We start from the raw sequence: 15,891 nt of genomic DNA, 5'->3' as shown, positions 1-15,891 counted from the left end.
GTAGCTCCCGAGCTTCGGCTTTGCAATCAAACATTAGCAGCATGGCTCATGCTTGAAATCACTTGAATCATCTCACCACGGTCGCTTCCACACTCGAAAAAGAGGATATGTAGTCGAAACCTGTGGTTCATCTAATCCTCAATTAACTCTTACGAGCAGCCTGCAAGGACTTTGCTTGAGGTAATTCAGTGTTACACAGTTGAGCTTTGTTACACGCGTAGTGAGAACACTCACAAAACCGTGTTACGCGTATTTTTCTCAATAAATACAATAAGTTAAGACTATACGTCACACCAGTTACACCTGTTACATCGTTTTCTTAGAGAACGCAGCCCCCCACTCCCCTTTCTATAAAGCGCCTTCAGCGAACGACGATTCTCCGTCGGCTCTAAAACGACATGGTATGAGCCCTAAAAAATAGGCTGGGGGCCCTGACTCATGCATACGAACACGGGGTCGGAAACCCGCGGGACTGTGTTAGCGACAAAGTACCCAGCTTAGTGAACTGGTGAACCGGGTGAACACACAGTTCATCAGTGCAAATGCACAAGGTCTTGAGAGGTTGCCGGGGACCCTGAGCAAATCTGAAAGACGCGGGGCAGAGAACCCGCCGCACCTGGTTAGCGGCTGAGTTTTCTACGTTGGTTGACAGGTTGACGTGCTTGACACAGTCACTCAGGTTGACGGTATCCAAACGTTCGGGATCTACAACACCAATGCTCACCTTTACCGATCAGGTAACGATGCCCTTTCCCCCTGAACATCCTTTCAATTTCAACATTGAAATTTCAGTAAGCTGTAAAAGCTTTCGCTGACACGATCACGCGGGTTTCCGACCCCGTATTCTTCAGATAGTCCCAGGGTCCCCGGCGGCATTTCGCGATTGATTGCTTTTTGCCATCTCCCAGCTAACCTCCATCCCTGCTGGTCATCACGTATCTCAGCCAGCACAACAGACATGGTTAAAAATGTTGAGTCACTACCGATCCGACACACGGAAGCGAGGACTAGCAAATGCAATCATTTATCGTGAACAGAAACGTTCAACCCAACGGCGACTACGAAGTGCACAACACGACGATTGGATGCAGATTTATGCCGCAGCCAGAGAATCAGGTACCACTAGGAAGTCATCTCACCTGTATCGGTGCTGTAAACGCTGCTCGAGCCGTAAACGCGAACCTGCGAATCAATGGTTGCTACTACTGCTGCAATCCTTGCCACACCAGCTAGGTTGCTAGGGATGCACGGCTGGTTACGGGTGCTTTATGCCTAAATCTATGATCTGCGATCATAGGCCCAAGCAATCTGTATCCCTGCGTGTATCCCTAACTATTCAATTAAGCTGTAGGCCACGGATTGCATGGAAGACTCCAGTCTCCCTCGGCACCAAACATGAAAAAGACCTTGAAATCCAAGGTCTTTTTTTTCGCCTGCAGAAAAGTGCCAGCACGGCGCACACCTCCCGTTGCGGGCCTCTTTCCTCGCCCTGCTCAGTCGTACAAGTCCTCCACGTAGTACTCGTAGTTGTCGGCATTCTCCACCGCGTCGCTCGGGCGGTTGGCTCCCAGGTTCTGCGATCCCGCCACGCCGTAGGCGCCGGGGATATCGGTGGTGTGGCCAATGGAATGGGTCAGTTCATGCACCACGGTACCGGCCTGGGTATCGAAACCCACGCGCGGCGGCAGGGCAAAGAATGCCGTGCAGAACCAGGCCTGCACGTCCCCGCGGGCGTTGACGTAGGTGGCGGCGATATCCCCGGGCGCGTCGCAAGGGTCATTCGGGTTGACCCGGCAATAGGCCGTCAGGGTGTTGCCACTGTTGAGCTTGAAACGCACCCCGTCGAGCACTGCACGCACCCGCTGGTAGCGATCCTGGCTGAAGGTACCGAACCAGGTCCGGTAGGCCAGGTCCTGATTGCGGCGAAAGGTCGCTTCATTGTTGTTGACCTGGTTGTAGGCATTGGTCGACCAGGTAGTAGCGACAGCCACCGCATTGCTCACCGCGGTACGGTCAGCCTGGGTGGCACAGGAGCCGTCAAACGCCACGTTGATGGCGAGCGCCGATTGCGCCAGCGCACCCAGGCCCAGTAGCAGCAACAGACTTTGCCAGCGACGCGCCAGACGACGGCGGCTTGAATGAACAACGGTATCAGTATCCATATTCAGCATCCTTCCATGCAGGTTCCGAGGAATGTCGCTCCCCCTGCCAGGGGCGACACTCGCATTGGATTCCCGAGGCTCGCGGTGCATCAGCAGGAATTGCTTCCGTAGCCGGCGCCAGGGCCCCGCGCGCCTGATACAAGCATCTCTCGGGCACATCCTTGATGGAGGTCAAAGAGCCGACGTTTGAGGGCCATACACTTGTAAGTGAACATTTGAACGAGACGCACAGGCCCTCCTTATATGAGTGAAGAATCCACCCTCCGCACCCAACCCAAAGCCTTGCCGGAAGCCAGTTCCGCCAGCCCTTCCAAGAGCACCCCGCGCAAACCCGCAACGCCGCGCCCGCGTCGCCCACGCACAGCGAGCAAGGCTGCACCGGTGAAAGCCGCCGAGGCCGAGATCAGCGCCATCAGCCAGAAGCCCATGGCCCTGCAGGTAGCCAGCGCGCCGCGCGGCTCCAACGAAGACAGCGTGTCCGCTGCGCTGCCGGGCAATTATCCGTACCGCAACCGCATGCGCCGCGCCGAGTACGAAAAGGCCAAGAACGAACTGCAGATCGAACTGCTCAAGGTGCAAAGCTGGGTCAAGGAAACCGGGCAGCGCATCGTGGTGCTGTTCGAAGGCCGTGACGCTGCTGGCAAGGGCGGCACCATCAAGCGCTTCATGGAACACCTCAACCCCCGCGGCGCGCGGATCGTGGCCCTGGAAAAGCCCTCGGAACAGGAAAAGGGCCAGTGGTACTTCCAGCGCTATATCCAGCACCTGCCCACCGCCGGGGAAATGGTCTTCTTCGACCGCTCCTGGTACAACCGCGCCGGGGTGGAACGGGTGATGGAGTTCTGCTCGCCCCTGCAATACCTGGAGTTCATGCGCCAGACCCCGGAGCTGGAGCGCATGCTGTGCAACAGCGGCATCCTGATGTTCAAGTTCTGGTTCTCGGTGAACCGCGAAGAACAGCTGCGCCGCTTCATCTCCCGTCGGGACGACCCGCTCAAGCACTGGAAGCTCTCGCCCATCGACATCAAGTCCCTGGACAAGTGGGACGAGTACACCGCCGCCAAACAGGCGATGTTCTTCCACACCGACACCGCCGATGCCCCTTGGACGGTGATCAAGTCCGATGACAAGAAGCGCGCGCGAATCAACTGTATCCGCCACTTCCTGCACGAGCTGGACTACCCGGGCAAGGACCTGAAAGTCGCCCACGCCCCGGACCCATTGCTGGTGGGCCGCGCCTCGCGGGTACTGGAAGAAGATGAAGGCACCCAGGCCCAGGCTGCGACAGATCCGCGAGCCACGCGCCTGGCCTTGTCGGCCTGAATCCCGGGCAAAAAAAACTGCGCGCAGACAGGCGGGTCTGTGCGCAGCAAAAGTCGAGCGGATCTATGAATCAGAGCACTGGATCAGCTCGAGGCCTCAGGCAGCCTCGGTCACCGGCGTCACCTTCTCCGGTGGTTTGATAGAGCCGATGTACACCGCAAAGATGGTCAGCAGCGCACCCGCGATCTGCAGCGCCGAGCTGGCCTTGCCGAGAAACGCCACATCGACGAAGTAGGTGATCACCGGTTCCAGCAGCAGGATCAGCCCCGCCAGGCCCAGGCTGATGGCACCGATGGAGCGGTTGACCAGCAACCAACCCACGAATTGCACCATCACCCCATAGATGATCAGCATCACCAGGGTCTGCCCATCGACGATGGCCAGGCTTTCCCCCATGGCCAGGGCATACACCAGCAGCACCAGCGCGGCCCACAGGCTCAGGTTGAGCATCTGTGCGATCTTGTCGCCCCCACCGTCAGGCAACTGCGTGTTGACCTTGAGGAAATACACGCAAATGGCGTAGGCCAGGCCCGAAAGCACGCCATAGACCACACCCTTGATGCCCACTGCACTGGTCATTTCCGGCAGCAGCAACAGGTAAAGACCGATAAACGCCAGGGTGATGGAGATCAGGAAGTAGATCGACGGTTTCTCCTTGAGCAGGTACAGCCCCAGCAGGGTCATGAAGAACACCTGGCAGTTGGTCAGGATCGAGCCGATGCCCGGGCCGACGATGTAGATGCTCTGGTGCCAGAGCACCAGGTCGATGGCCAGGAACACCCCGGCCAGGGCCGTGTACAGCTGCGCCTTGGCGCTCTTGAGCAGCACCGGGATGCGCCGCACCTTGAGCAGCAGGAAGAACAGGATCGAGGCGAACAGCATGCGGTAGAACCCGGCCCCACCGGCGCCGATGTGGGCAAAGGCCACCGCCAGCGCCGACAGGCTGAGCATCAAGCCACCAATGGTCAGCTCGATGATGGCACGGTTGGTATTAGTCGACATGCGCGACTCCATTAATGAAGACCAGAGGATCGACGTCCTGGTCCGGGTCACTTAACTTGCCCTGCTCCAGCACCTGTTGCATGGCGTCGAAAATGCTCGCCAGGCCGGCCTGCAGCGTTTCGCTGCTGATGGTCAGCGCCGGCATCAGCTTGAGTACCTGGTCCACCGGACCGCAGCGCTCGATGATCAGGCGGCGGGCGAAGCAGGCACGCATCACCGCGGCGGCCAGGGCCGGGTCGTGGAACTCGATGCCGTAGAACAGCCCGCGTCCGCGCACATCCTTGATATGCCCGGCGAAGCGTTCGGTCACCTCAGCCAGCCACTCCTTGAGCTGTGCTTCGTTGGCCTGGATGTGCTTGACCAGGCGGTCGTCGCTCCAGAACTCCTGCACGGTCTTGGTGGCGGCGACAAAGGCCAGGGTGTTGCCGCGGAAAGTGCCGTTGTCCTCGCCAGGGGACCATTGGTCCAGTTCCGGGCGATGCAGCAGCAGGGCGAACGGCAAGCCGTAGCCGCTGAGGGACTTGGACAGGCACACCATGTCCGGGGTGATGCCCGAGGGCTCGAAGCTGAAGAAGGTCCCGGTGCGGCCGCAGCCGGCCTGGATGTCGTCGACGATCAGCAGGATGCCGTGCTCGGCGGTCAGCTGGCGCAGGCGCTGCAGGAACTCTGCCGAAGCCACGTTGATCCCGCCTTCGCCCTGGATGGTTTCCAGGATCACCGCTGCCGGCAGGTCCATGCCGGAACTGTTGTCCTTGACCAGGCGCTCGAAGTAGGCGATGGAATCCAGGCCTTCCAGGTAACCGTCGAACGGCATGCGGAACACATAGGGATCCACCCCTGGCTGGCGGTTGTCACGGTTGCCGGTCAGCCCCAGGGAGGTGTTGGACATGCCGTGGAAGCCGTTGGTGAAGGCCACGATGTGCCGGCGCCCGGTGACCTTGCGCGCCAGTTTGACCGCCGACTCCACCACGCTGGTGCCGGTGGGCGAGGTGAATTGCATTTTGTAGGGCAGGGCCCGGGGCGCCAGGATGATCTTGCGGAAGTTGTAGATGAACTCCTGCTTGGCCCGGCTGTGCATGTCCAGGGCGGCCTGGATGCCGTCCCGTTGCAGGTAGTCGATCACCGCGGCCTTCACCGCCTTGGGGTTGTGGCCATAGTTCACGGACCCGGCACAGCTCAGGAAGTCGATATAGGCCTGGCCTTTCAGGTCATACAGATGACTGCCCTGGGCCTGGTCGAAGACCACCGGAAAGCTGCGGCAGTAACTGCGCGCCGAAGACTCCACATCCGCAAATACGCCCAACTCATCCATTTCTGAAATATCCATTGCTGCCTGCTCACATAAAGGGGTCGAGGTTCAGGATTCGATGCAGCGGCTCAAGCGATCTTTTCTGCAGCCTGGGCCAGGCCCAGTTGCTGGTTCAGCGAGTTGAAAATGTCCCGCGAGCGCAGCGACAGCAGGCTGAAGGAGCCGGCATCGCCATAGCCGTGGGAGGATTCGCACAGACCATTGAGGTACAACGCGGGCAGATGGCTGCCCTTGGCTGCGGCCAGGCTGTAGTCGCGCCCGATGCGGATCACGCCCTGAGCGTCGCTCTCCAGGTGTTCGGCCAGGTCCTTGAGGATCGCCGGGTAGCGTTCTTCCTGGGGGCCGGTGCCGAGGTTGCGAAAACCCGTGGCCAGGACGATCGCGTCCAGCCCGCCCAGCTCCTCGATGGCGTGGGTGCTGCTGTTGCGCAGCGACAGGCTGTAGCCCTCGCCGTCCGGCGTGCAGCCCTGGATCTCGCTGAGCCCCTTGATGATCACGCGCTCGCGGCCCTGCAGCTTGTCCTCATACATGCCCACGTAGAGTTCCTTGATTACGTCAGCATCGGCAGCGGAATAGTTGGTGTAGTGCAGGTGGCGGTTGATGTTCTTCTTCGCCTCGGCGGAGCTGTTGTAGTACTGGTCGACGAAGGACGGGAAGTACACGTGCTCGCTGAACTGGCTGGTGTCCTTGAGGCGGAAGCCGTAGCCGCGCTGCACGCTGACGATTTCCAGGTTCGGGTAGGTGTGGCGCAGGTGCAGGATGATTTCGATGGCGCTCTGGCTGCCGCCGACCACCGCCACGCGCTTGAGCTCACCCTTCTGCGCCAGGCTGGCCAGGCGCCCCAGGTACTGGGTCAGGTGGAACACCCGGTCCGCCGCGGCGTTGGCGAACACCTGCGGAATCACCGGGGTGCGGCCCGGGGCCAGGACCACGGAGCGCGCCTGATACTGCACGCCGGCCTGGGTGGTGATGGTGTAGAGGTTGCTGGCCGGGTCGACCTGGATCTGGCTCACGCTCTGGTTGTAGGCCACGTCCCGGGCGAAAAAGCCGGCAACCCAGCGTACGTACTCGGCGAACTCGCTGCGCAGGGGGAACTCCAGGCCCAGGTTCAGATGTTCGAACAGGCGGTCGTTCTCGAACAGGAAGTTGGTGAAGGTGTAGCGGCTGCGCGGGTTGCGCGGCGTTACCAGATCACGGCTCGGGTGGTTCTGGATATCGCTGCCGGAAAGCATCATCTCCGGCTGCCATTGAGTGCTCGCGTGACGCTCGAGAAACAGCCGGGTGCCGGCAAATTCCATCTCTTCCATGGCGATGGCCAGGGCGATGTTCGCCGGACCAAAACCGATGCCGATCACGTCGTAAACTTGCCCTTCACGGCCAACATCCTTGGCAGTCACTTTATGAACACTCATAAATTCCCCTTCCTGCAACAAAAGTCAGACTCGAAAAAGCAGAAAAAACACCAGGGTCTTTTCTGCCTTCCGTCAAATAGCCATTAATTTTTAGTTAGCGTTATTCGTTATAACTAGTTCGGCTTTTTCAAACTTCTTCCGCAGCCAACTTCAGCCACTTTTGTACTGGCGGGTAGGCCAGAACTTGTTCGACATAAGCCTGAAGTTGTGCCGGCACCGCCACGCCATAACGACGGAAGCGGAACACCACAGGTACGAACATGGCATCGACGATGCCGAAGTCGCCGCACAGGAACTGCTTGGAGCCGCTGGCGTGGCGCAGGTTGGTCCAGATGTCGAAGATCCGCTGGATCTCTTCCTGGGTGTCGGCGGTCAGCGGCTCGGGGGTATCGCCGGTGTTCAGGCCGAAGGACATCTGGGTACGCAGGTTGACGAACCCGGAGTGCATTTCCGCCGCGGCAGCGCGGGCCTGGGCCTTGACCAGCGGGTCCTGGGGCCACAGGTTGGCCGCCGGATAGGCACCGGCAACGTACTCGCAGATGGCCAGGCTGTCGTTGATCACCACCTTGTCCAGCAGCAGTGCCGGCACCTTGCCCGAGGGCGAATAGCGCAGGATCTGCTGGCGGGTGTCATCCTGTTCCAGCTTGACCTGAAGGGTCTCGAAGGAGACGTCTGCCGTTACAAGAACCAGCCATGCACGAAATGACCATGAAGACTTTTTGTAATCCCCAATAACTAGTTTTGTAGGCATCACTTCCCCTAGCTCGCGTTGTGAAATGGGTGCTAAATTTAGCGGCCCTCTTTTCCAACGTATTGCACAAAACTGGACAAACTCATGGATGAGCACCAACCCGGCAAAGTCTTTAGGCCAGACAAGGATTTCGTGCAGTTTTGGCGAATACCAGAAGGCGACTGTGAGTTGTTATCGGCGCGTTACAGCACTCAGTCTTTTGGCAGGCATTCACATGATCGGTATGCAGTAGGCGTTATAAGCAGCGGGGTGGAAAAACTCTTCTATAGAGGCAGCTACTACCTGGGCAGCGCCGGCAGCGTGGTCACCATCACCCCGGGGGAAATTCATGACGGCCTCCCCGGGCATGACCAGGGCTGGATGTACCGCATGCTTTACCTCGACCCGGGCTGGGTCAACCGGGTGATTTTCCAGGGCCGCTTCGGCGCCGAGCACATCCATCTGTTCCAGAATGCCCTGAACCTGGACCCCAGCTTTGCCCTGACCTTTCTCCAGCAACACCAGATCATCGAAAATTCCCCACCCAGCCTGGAGCGCGAATCCATCCTCCTGGACCTGGTGACCCAACTCTTCGAACGCAGCGGCGCCCCCATTGCCGCCATCGCCAGCGCCGAGCGCAGCGCCGTCAAGTTCATCAAGAAGAAGCTCGAAGACGAATACGCCCGGCACATTCCCCTGGAAGAACTGGCGCAACTGGTGGACATGGACCCGCTGTACCTGATCCGCGTGTTCAAGAAGACCGTCGGCGTCTCGCCCCACAGCTACCAGATCCAGAAGCGCGTGGCCCAGGTGCAGAACCTGCTGCGCACCGGCGCCAGCCTGGCGGAAGCCTCGTTCAGCTGCGGCTTCTTCGATCAGAGCCACATGACCCGCGCCTTCAAGAAGGTGGTGGGCATTACCCCCGGCAGTTTCCGTAACAGCCGCGCCTGAGGCGCGGCCTTCTTTCCCTGTTGTTCCCGTTTGAGCAAGGACCCGCTGTATGCCCACGATCCAGACCCCGGAATGCACCCAACTGCCGGCCGGCGCCGTCGCCTACCCCGATGCCCAGGAGGTGTTCGTCGCCGACCAGCAGGAACTGGCCGAGCACCTGCTGCCGCTGCTGTCCATCGACGCCAACCTGATCAACCCCGGCTGGTCCGGGCGCCTGCACCTGCTGAGCCCCATCGAACCCGATGAGGGGCTGGTAGGCGAATTGACGGCAGACTGCGGCTTTGGCAGCGAACTGCTGAAGACCAACTGGATCGGCTTCAAGATCGAGAACGGCCGCTACCGCCTGTGCGGCGACCCGCGCTACTTCTTCCTGCACCCGGGCAATGCCGATCTGCCCGAGCCCCGGCGCAACGTGCGGGCCAGCCTGCAACGCCATTACGCCCAAGAGCACGCCACCTACCAGGCTTCGCGCCAGCGCTACCAGGAACTCGGCCGCCTGACCTGGCCGGAGGACAGCGACTACCACATGACCTTCATCGACCAGATGGCCGGCATCGCCGAGGGCTATGGCAACTGGGTGGAAACCGTGGAATTTCCCATGGATATCGTCGAAGCCACGGATGACAGCGGCGACATCGACGTCTGGCCCTTGAGCCCCGCTGGCCGGCGCTTCGAGCACGCGCTCAGCGTACCGGCCAGCCACTACGGAATCAGCGGCGCCGACCTGATCGTGATGTTCTACGAACCGGTGGAAGGGCTGGTGCTGTTCTGCTTCGACTGGTCCTGAGTTCCACCCCCCCCTTCAGAACAGCGCCAGCGGATACTGCACGCGAATCCGCAACTGGTCGATGGAACCATCGGCCTGGGCGCTGTTGCCTCGGTGCCAGATCTGCGTGGCCCGCAGGTGCAGGCCCTTCAGCGAACCGCTGCTGAAGGTGTAGCTCAAATCCAGGTCGGTTTCGTGATGACGGCCATCTTCGCCATACAGGCCACGGTAGATGCTGTTGGCCGGGGCATGACTGCCATCCACTCCCCAGCCCCGCTGATAACGCAGCCCCAGGTTCAGGTCCGGCAGCCCAAGCCAGGCCAGGCGCTGGTCGTAACGCAATTGCCAGGAGCGTTCCCGTGGCCCGTTGAAATCCGAGTAGGGCGCGGAGTTGGCCAGGACGATGGATTGCCCGGTCTGGCCGTCTCCGAAACCTATGTAGTCGAACGGGGTATCCGAAAACGAGCGCTGGTAGGCCAGGGTCAAACGATGGGCATCGAAACGGTACGCCAGGGCGTGGGAGGCGATCAGGTTGTCGATGGGGCCAAACAACGAGGCGCCGCTATCCCGGGTGCGATACAGGTTGAAGGTGTTGCTCAGGCTGCGCTCGCCAGCCAGTTCCAGGGTGTGGCCCAGGTTGAGGTAATGCTGGGTCCAGACGTCCTCCAGTTGCCCCAGGTAATAAGCCCCGCGCCATTGCTCGCCCTTGTAGTTCAGCCCCAGGTACTGGGCGCTGTCGATATTGATCCGCGCCCCGGACAAACGTCCGTATACCGTGGAAATCCCGCCTCGGGCCCTGCTTTCGGTGGGGCCGGACAAGGCACTCAGCCACGCCGCTTCCAGGCTCAGCCCGTCCCAGTCGCGCTGTAACTGCCAGCCGTAGGCCATCCCGGGAATGATCCGGCTGTTGTTGGCCGCCAGTACCGGCGCCTGGGTGGTGAAATTGCCATAACGCAGCTGTGCCTCAGCCACCTTGAGCTTGAGGGCACCGCCAACCTTGCCATGGCTGTCCCGCGGATGCCCCTTGCCGTCCAGCGCCAGGGTGCCGGTGCCGGTGCGCCCACCGCCACTGTCGAGCTTGAAGGCCTGCATGGCAAAGGCATCGAACCCCAGGCCCAGAAGCCCGGGGGTAAAACCGGAACGGTAATACAGCTGCACCGACTGGCCCCACTCCTGGCGATAACCATTGCGCTCACTACGCAGTTTGTAGCGGTTACGGCCACTGTTGTTGGGCCCGTTGCGGTAATCCCGGGCGAAGTACTGGTTATCGAAAAACATCCGGGCCTCGCCCTCGGTGAACAGCTCCTCCCAGTCCTCATCTCCCGCCTGGCTGATACCGCCCGGGCCCAGCCACAACCCCAGCAGCACAATGCTTGTGCGATACACGGACATGGCACTGTTCCTCGTCAGTGAAGGAGCGCCGCCCGTAGCCGGCGCTCAGGGATAGGAGGTCAATCCAGGGCCAGGGTGGCGCGCAGTTCGCGCCGGGCCCGGTTGAAGTCGTCAAGGGCCTCAGGGTTGTGCAACAGCTCGACGGCCAGGGCCACCGCCGAGATCCGCCCCCCTTCAAGGTCCGTGGGGTAATGCACCCCGGCCACCACTCGGCTTTGCCCCGCGGCAGCGGCCCGTGCAAACAGCTCGTCACGCTTTTCCGGGACCATCCGCGCCAGGAGAATGGCGCTCAGGTAGGCATCCATGGTGTGCCCGCTGGGGTAGGACTCGCCCATCGGCGGCGCCAGCACCGGCTTTACCTCGGCGCTCAGCTCATAAGGCCGGGGGCGGGCGAAATGGGCCTTGGCAGGCATCAGGGTCTGCACCAGGTCCTTGAGGGTGCGGCGGAAGAACTGCGCAGTCAGCGGGTGCCTGTCGAGAGTGAACTGCGGCCCGAAAATTTCCCCGGCAAAGGGAAATACCGCGTCGCTCAGATGATCGTCGCGTTTGGCCTGCGTCACCTGCTGCGGCGTGCGTTGGCCCTGGACCAGCAGTACGGTCTCCAGGTCCTGGCGGTCCTCGGCGCTGCCGGCAAGGGGTGGTGGAGGCAGGAAGGCCGCCAGTTCCAGCGCCTGAGGCGCCAGGTAGGGCTGTACCGGCGGCTGCGCCGCATGAGCGCCGAGACTGACGCTCAACAAAATCGCGCCCAGCATGGCTAAAGGTTTACCAGTCATGATGCAGATCCTTTCTTTGGGACGAGCAATAGCGGCCCGCGACAGAGGCCACAGACAGAGAAGTGCGATTGCAGGAAGGACAAACTCAGGGCGGCGCTTGAGGCCGTGATGTCTGGCGCATGCCAGTGGACGAACAGCGGAAGACGTGATGTTCAGAACCTTGGCCCGGGGCCAGGTACTGCACAGGCGGATCGATCAATGTCCAGGCGGCAGGCGCGTTCCGGACGACCAGGGTTGCGTTCATAGTGCCCACCGTTCTTGTTGTTATCGGTTTCGGCGAGGGTGCGCCCAGGGGCGCGGTAGTGCCTGATCGAGTATCCCGGCGCACCAGGGCAGAAACCATCCTGCAAATGCAGGATGGCGCAAGTCACGCTACGGGCAGCTTGAAAAAAAGCCTAGCGGGCCAGGGCCGGAGGCAATGGAGCTCTGACGCAAGCCCTCAACTGCGGCAGCGGCTACAGCGGCAACTCCACCCGCGCCTCCAGCCCACCGCCTTCACGATTGAACAGCCGCAACTCGCCACCGTGTTCGCGGACAATGGCCCGCGCTGCCGACAGCCCCAAGCCCACGCCGCCGGTGCTCTTGTTGCGCGAGCTCTCCAGCCGGAAGAATGGTGCAAACACCTGTTCCAGAGCCTCGGGTGGAATCCCCGGGCCACGATCGAGCACGCGCACCCGCACCTGGTCCGCCCCCTGCTCCAGCACGATGGCTGGCTGCACACCGTACTTGAGCGCGTTATCCAGCAGATTGCTCATCACCCGCTTGAGCCCCAGGGGCCGGCCGCAATACACCAGGCGCGGCGGTCCGGTGAAGTGGATCTCCATGGACTGGTCGCGGTAGTCGTCCACCAGGGTCTGCAACAGTTCGGCCAGGTCGAAATGGGTGGCCTGCTCCAGCCGTGCATCGTCGCGAAAGAACTCCAGGGCCGAATTGATCATCGCCTGCATCTCGTCCACATCGCGGAACAAGCGCTGCTGCTGGTCGGCATCCTCGATGAACTCGCCGCGCAGGCGCATGCGGGTCAGGGGTGTGCGCAGGTCATGGGAAATGGCCGCGAGCATCTGCGTGCGGTCCTTGATGAAGTGCTGCAACTGCGCCTGCATGGCGTTGAAGGCGAGAATCGCCTGACGGATCTCGTGGGGCCCCACCGGATCGATGGGCGGCGCGCGAAAGTCCACCGCAAAGCGCCGCGCCCCCTGGGCGAACTGCTGCAATGGCCTGGCCAGCCGGCGAGTGGCGATCAAGGCCACCAGGCCGGTGGAAATCAGCACCAGGGCGATCACGATCAGGTTGCGCGTGCCCTCCTCCAGCCCCCAACTGCGGGATGCCGAGGAAAACATCAGCCAGCTTTGGTCGGTCAACTGCACCATCAGCGCGTAACGTCCACCTTCACCGGGCCAGTCAGACGGCTGATAGGCCTCGATTTGCCGTTGTGGCGGCTCCAGCAATTCACGAATGCCTTTGGAGCCGACACGGGAATCATCCACGATGGGCAGGTTGAAGCCTTCTCGCGTCGGCAGCCAGTTGACCCTCATATGATCGCCGCTCACCGCCGCCGCCAACCGCGTGCGCTGCGCAGGCTCCGAGGCTTCGATCATCTGCACGATGGATGCGGTCTTCTCCAGCAACCCGGTTTCCGCCAGTGGCGGGTAAGCCCAGACCCCGGCCAACTGCACGAACAGCGCATTGAACGCCAGGGCTGTGAGCATGGCCATGATGATGGTCAGGGCGATCCAGCGCGCCACGGTGTCGCGCAGGCGATAACGCCACAAGGGCTTGATCAGCTTCACTGGCGGGTCACGCTGGGGGTGAACAGGTAACCGCCGTTGCGCACCGTGCGAATCATCGCCGGGCGCTTGGTGTCGAACTCCAGCTTGCGCCGCAGGCGACTGACCTGGACATCGATGCTGCGATCAAAGGCGTCATGGGCCTGGCCTCGGGCCAGGTCCAGCAACTGCTCGCGGGTGAGGATGCGTTGCGGGTGCTCGACAAACACCAGCAGCAGGTCGAACTCCCCCGCCGACAGCGGAATCATCACCTGCTCCGGCGAGCGCAGCTCACGGCGAGTCAGGTCCAGCTGCCAGTCGGCGAACTTGATCAGCGGTCGCGGCACGTCCGCGCTCACCGGCCGGCTCTCCCCAGCCCGACGCAGCACCGCCCGTACCCGGGCCAGCAGTTCGCGGGCGTCGAAGGGCTTGCTCAGGTAATCGTCGGCGCCCATCTCCAGGCCCACCACCCGGTCGCTCAACTCGCCCATGGCGGTAAGCATGATCACCGGCGTGGCGTGCTGCTGGCGCAAGCGCTGGCACAGGGTCAGGCCGTTGTCGCCGGGGAGCATCAGGTCGAGGATGATCAGGTCCGGAACCTCCCGCTCCAGAGCCGCCCACAGCGACGCGCCATCGGTGGCCACCACCACCTGGTAGCCCTGTTGGACAAAAAATTTCTTCAGCAGAGCGAGGACTTCAATGTCGTCGTCCACGATCAAAAGACGGCTCACCAGAGGCATCACTTAAGAGGTTCAGGACAGGTTATTCAAAACCATTCGACGCACCCCGTCATTTATTTCAATACCGCAACAAACCTTCAACCACGCAATAAAGAGGAAATCTTTGCGCAAAATGCGCATGCCAGCATCGGCCTCCCCCTTTGGAGCCCTGCCGTTCATGCTCGTCCTCAACCGTCGCGCCGCCCTTGCCCGTCACACTGCCCTGCTGCTGAGTGCAGCCTATATGGCGAGCTGCAGCAGCCCTCCCCCTCGCGAGGCCAGCCTCTGTGCCCCGGTCAGCGATGCGGTGCACGACCCGGCGCAATCCTTCAACCGCAGCGTGTTCGCCTTCAACCGTACCGTCGTCGACCATGTCATGGCCCCGGTTGCACGCGGCTACCGCCACCTGCCGGACTTCATGCAACAGGACGTACACAACTTCGCGAGCAACTTCGGCGAGCCCAAGGTCTTCATCAACGATGTGCTGCAAGGTAATGCGCAGCGCTCGGTCAACACCCTCGGGCGCTTTGCCCTCAATACCACGGTGGGCGTGCTGGGGTTGATCAACGTGTCCGACCCGGCGGGCATCCCGCGCCACACCTCCGACTTCGGCCAGACCTTCGGCGTCTGGGGTATCGGCGACGGCCCCATCGTCGAACTGCCGCTGCTGGGCAACGGCAACAGCCGTGACTCGGTCGGCAAGGTTCTGAACCTGGTGGTCGACCCGTTCGGCGACCCCAGCGACACCCTGCGCATCCTGAACACCGTGGCCCTGGTCGGCGGCACCATCGATGATCGCGCCGCCCTGCTGCCGCTCACCGACAGCTTGCAGCAACTGCCCGACTACTACGGCGCGATGCGCAGCGTCATTGCCGAACACCGTGCGGCCTTCGTGCGTGAAGGCCAGTTGGACATCACCGAACCCGCCAAACACCATTGCGAGGGCTCCACCCATGATGACTTCTGAACACCCGGCGCTGATCCTGCTGCAACGCGTGGCCAAACAAGGCGACAACGCCCTGCACTGCCGCGAAGTCAGCCTGCAGTTGTCGATCGATCAGCAGCACCTGATCCTCAGCCGCTACACCGAACGCTACAGCCCCGAAGGCCGGCACTGGGTTGAGCGCAAGCACCGGGTCAGTGTGACGGACCTGATGCGCTGGGTAATCGAGCAGGGAGAACCGCAGGCACTGGTGCAGAGCACAGAACCGCGAAAGGCAATGGCCTAGCGATCACCGTATCCACGGCGCCACCTGCATCCTGGCTTTCGAGCGGATAACTCTGAAAAAGCCAACGATGATTCTGACCTGTATTGTTTTACGAAAATGCAGCGCCATGTCCTTTCTGTCACTCATTTCGGTGACCTGTCAAAGGAGATTCACAATGACTGCAATCACAGCAAAAGTGGGTGAAAAATGCCCACAAGGTGGTACCTGGCATCCTGTTGGCAACACCCGCGACACCCGCTCGATCGGCATTAATAACATCATGCCTCCCACGCCTAATGGTGAAGCCCACTGGGTACTGCAAAAGCCCACTGGCGATCATTGATATCGAGTAGTTCCATCATGCTTTGCGCGCAAGCC

At 61.3% G+C, this 15,891-nt stretch carries 15 protein-coding genes; 6 read left to right on the top strand and 9 right to left on the bottom strand.

From position 1 onward, the window contains the following. Window positions 1–1,493: 1,493 nt before the first annotated feature. On the bottom strand, window positions 1,494–2,162 hold the full coding sequence (locus AC1RGE_RS17560) for a M35 family metalloendopeptidase (protein ID WP_011063235.1): 669 nt from the start codon (window positions 2,160–2,162) through the stop codon (window positions 1,494–1,496). Window positions 2,163–2,588: 426 nt separating this feature from the next. Between AC1RGE_RS17560 and ppk2 the strand changes: the two genes are divergently transcribed. Further along, the gene (ppk2, locus tag AC1RGE_RS17555) at window positions 2,589–3,485 is read left to right on the top strand and encodes a polyphosphate kinase 2 (protein ID WP_161466650.1); all 897 of its coding nucleotides are present in this window, start codon (window positions 2,589–2,591) and stop codon (window positions 3,483–3,485) included. Window positions 3,486–3,581: 96 nt separating this feature from the next. On the opposite strand, the gene AC1RGE_RS17550 is transcribed toward ppk2, so the two are convergent. The 4 genes from AC1RGE_RS17550 to AC1RGE_RS17535 all read right to left on the bottom strand — a co-directional run bounded on the left by AC1RGE_RS17550 (window position 3,582) and on the right by AC1RGE_RS17535 (window position 7,959). Further along, window positions 3,582–4,487, bottom strand: a complete 906-nt coding sequence (locus AC1RGE_RS17550; RefSeq protein ID WP_011063237.1) for a DMT family transporter — start codon at window positions 4,485–4,487, stop codon at window positions 3,582–3,584. Beyond that, a complete protein-coding gene (gene ectB / locus AC1RGE_RS17545; RefSeq protein WP_019094259.1) occupies window positions 4,477–5,799 on the bottom strand; it encodes a diaminobutyrate--2-oxoglutarate transaminase in 1,323 nt (440 codons plus the stop codon). The genes AC1RGE_RS17550 and ectB overlap by 11 nt, the downstream gene beginning before the upstream one ends. A gap of 65 nt (window positions 5,800–5,864) precedes the next feature. Continuing rightward, window positions 5,865–7,208, bottom strand: coding sequence for a SidA/IucD/PvdA family monooxygenase (locus AC1RGE_RS17540; RefSeq protein WP_011063239.1), 1,344 nt, complete (start codon window positions 7,206–7,208; stop codon window positions 5,865–5,867). A gap of 127 nt (window positions 7,209–7,335) precedes the next feature. After that, complete coding sequence (locus AC1RGE_RS17535) at window positions 7,336–7,959, bottom strand: glutathione S-transferase family protein (RefSeq protein ID WP_011063240.1); 624 nt, start codon at window positions 7,957–7,959, stop codon at window positions 7,336–7,338. Between the two features lie 84 nt (window positions 7,960–8,043). On the opposite strand from AC1RGE_RS17535, the gene AC1RGE_RS17530 reads away from it, so the two are divergent. Both AC1RGE_RS17530 and AC1RGE_RS17525 read left to right on the top strand, forming a co-directional pair. Continuing rightward, on the top strand, window positions 8,044–8,889 hold the full coding sequence (locus tag AC1RGE_RS17530; RefSeq protein ID WP_011063241.1) for a helix-turn-helix domain-containing protein: 846 nt from the start codon (window positions 8,044–8,046) through the stop codon (window positions 8,887–8,889). 49 nt (window positions 8,890–8,938) lie between these two features. Continuing rightward, the gene (locus tag AC1RGE_RS17525; protein WP_011063242.1) at window positions 8,939–9,676 is read left to right on the top strand and encodes a hypothetical protein; all 738 of its coding nucleotides are present in this window, start codon (window positions 8,939–8,941) and stop codon (window positions 9,674–9,676) included. A gap of 15 nt (window positions 9,677–9,691) precedes the next feature. Here AC1RGE_RS17525 and AC1RGE_RS17520 read toward each other — a convergent pair whose 3' ends face one another. The 4 genes from AC1RGE_RS17520 to AC1RGE_RS17505 all read right to left on the bottom strand — a co-directional run bounded on the left by AC1RGE_RS17520 (window position 9,692) and on the right by AC1RGE_RS17505 (window position 14,317). Then, window positions 9,692–11,047 carry an OprD family outer membrane porin gene (locus AC1RGE_RS17520; protein WP_011063243.1) on the bottom strand — a complete coding sequence of 452 codons (1,356 nt, stop codon included), beginning with the start codon at window positions 11,045–11,047 and terminating at the stop codon, window positions 9,692–9,694. Between the two features lie 59 nt (window positions 11,048–11,106). Next, complete coding sequence (locus tag AC1RGE_RS17515) at window positions 11,107–11,820, bottom strand: acid phosphatase (protein WP_492584742.1); 714 nt, start codon at window positions 11,818–11,820, stop codon at window positions 11,107–11,109. A 455-nt stretch (window positions 11,821–12,275) separates the two neighbouring features. After that, window positions 12,276–13,610, bottom strand: coding sequence for an ATP-binding protein (locus AC1RGE_RS17510; protein WP_492584740.1), 1,335 nt, complete (start codon window positions 13,608–13,610; stop codon window positions 12,276–12,278). Further along, window positions 13,607–14,317: a response regulator gene (locus tag AC1RGE_RS17505; protein WP_492584738.1), complete on the bottom strand. Its 711-nt coding sequence runs from the start codon at window positions 14,315–14,317 to the stop codon at window positions 13,607–13,609. Before AC1RGE_RS17505 ends, AC1RGE_RS17510 begins: the two co-directional genes overlap by 4 nt. A gap of 166 nt (window positions 14,318–14,483) precedes the next feature. Here AC1RGE_RS17505 and AC1RGE_RS17500 point away from each other — a divergent pair, with 166 nt between their 5' ends. The 3 genes from AC1RGE_RS17500 to AC1RGE_RS17490 all read left to right on the top strand — a co-directional run bounded on the left by AC1RGE_RS17500 (window position 14,484) and on the right by AC1RGE_RS17490 (window position 15,856). Beyond that, window positions 14,484–15,272, top strand: coding sequence for an MlaA family lipoprotein (locus AC1RGE_RS17500; RefSeq protein ID WP_492584736.1), 789 nt, complete (start codon window positions 14,484–14,486; stop codon window positions 15,270–15,272). Further along, window positions 15,259–15,534, top strand: a complete 276-nt coding sequence (locus AC1RGE_RS17495) for a hypothetical protein (RefSeq protein WP_492584734.1) — start codon at window positions 15,259–15,261, stop codon at window positions 15,532–15,534. The genes AC1RGE_RS17500 and AC1RGE_RS17495 overlap by 14 nt, the downstream gene beginning before the upstream one ends. 154 nt (window positions 15,535–15,688) lie before the next feature. Beyond that, window positions 15,689–15,856, top strand: coding sequence for a hypothetical protein (locus tag AC1RGE_RS17490; protein WP_492584732.1), 168 nt, complete (start codon window positions 15,689–15,691; stop codon window positions 15,854–15,856). Window positions 15,857–15,891 lie beyond the last annotated feature (35 nt).

Source organism: Pseudomonas sp. GW823-FHT02C05 (assembly GCF_058797595.1).
The sequence above is the reverse complement of the archived record's forward strand: the minus strand, read 5'-3'. Positions and strand labels throughout refer to the sequence as shown.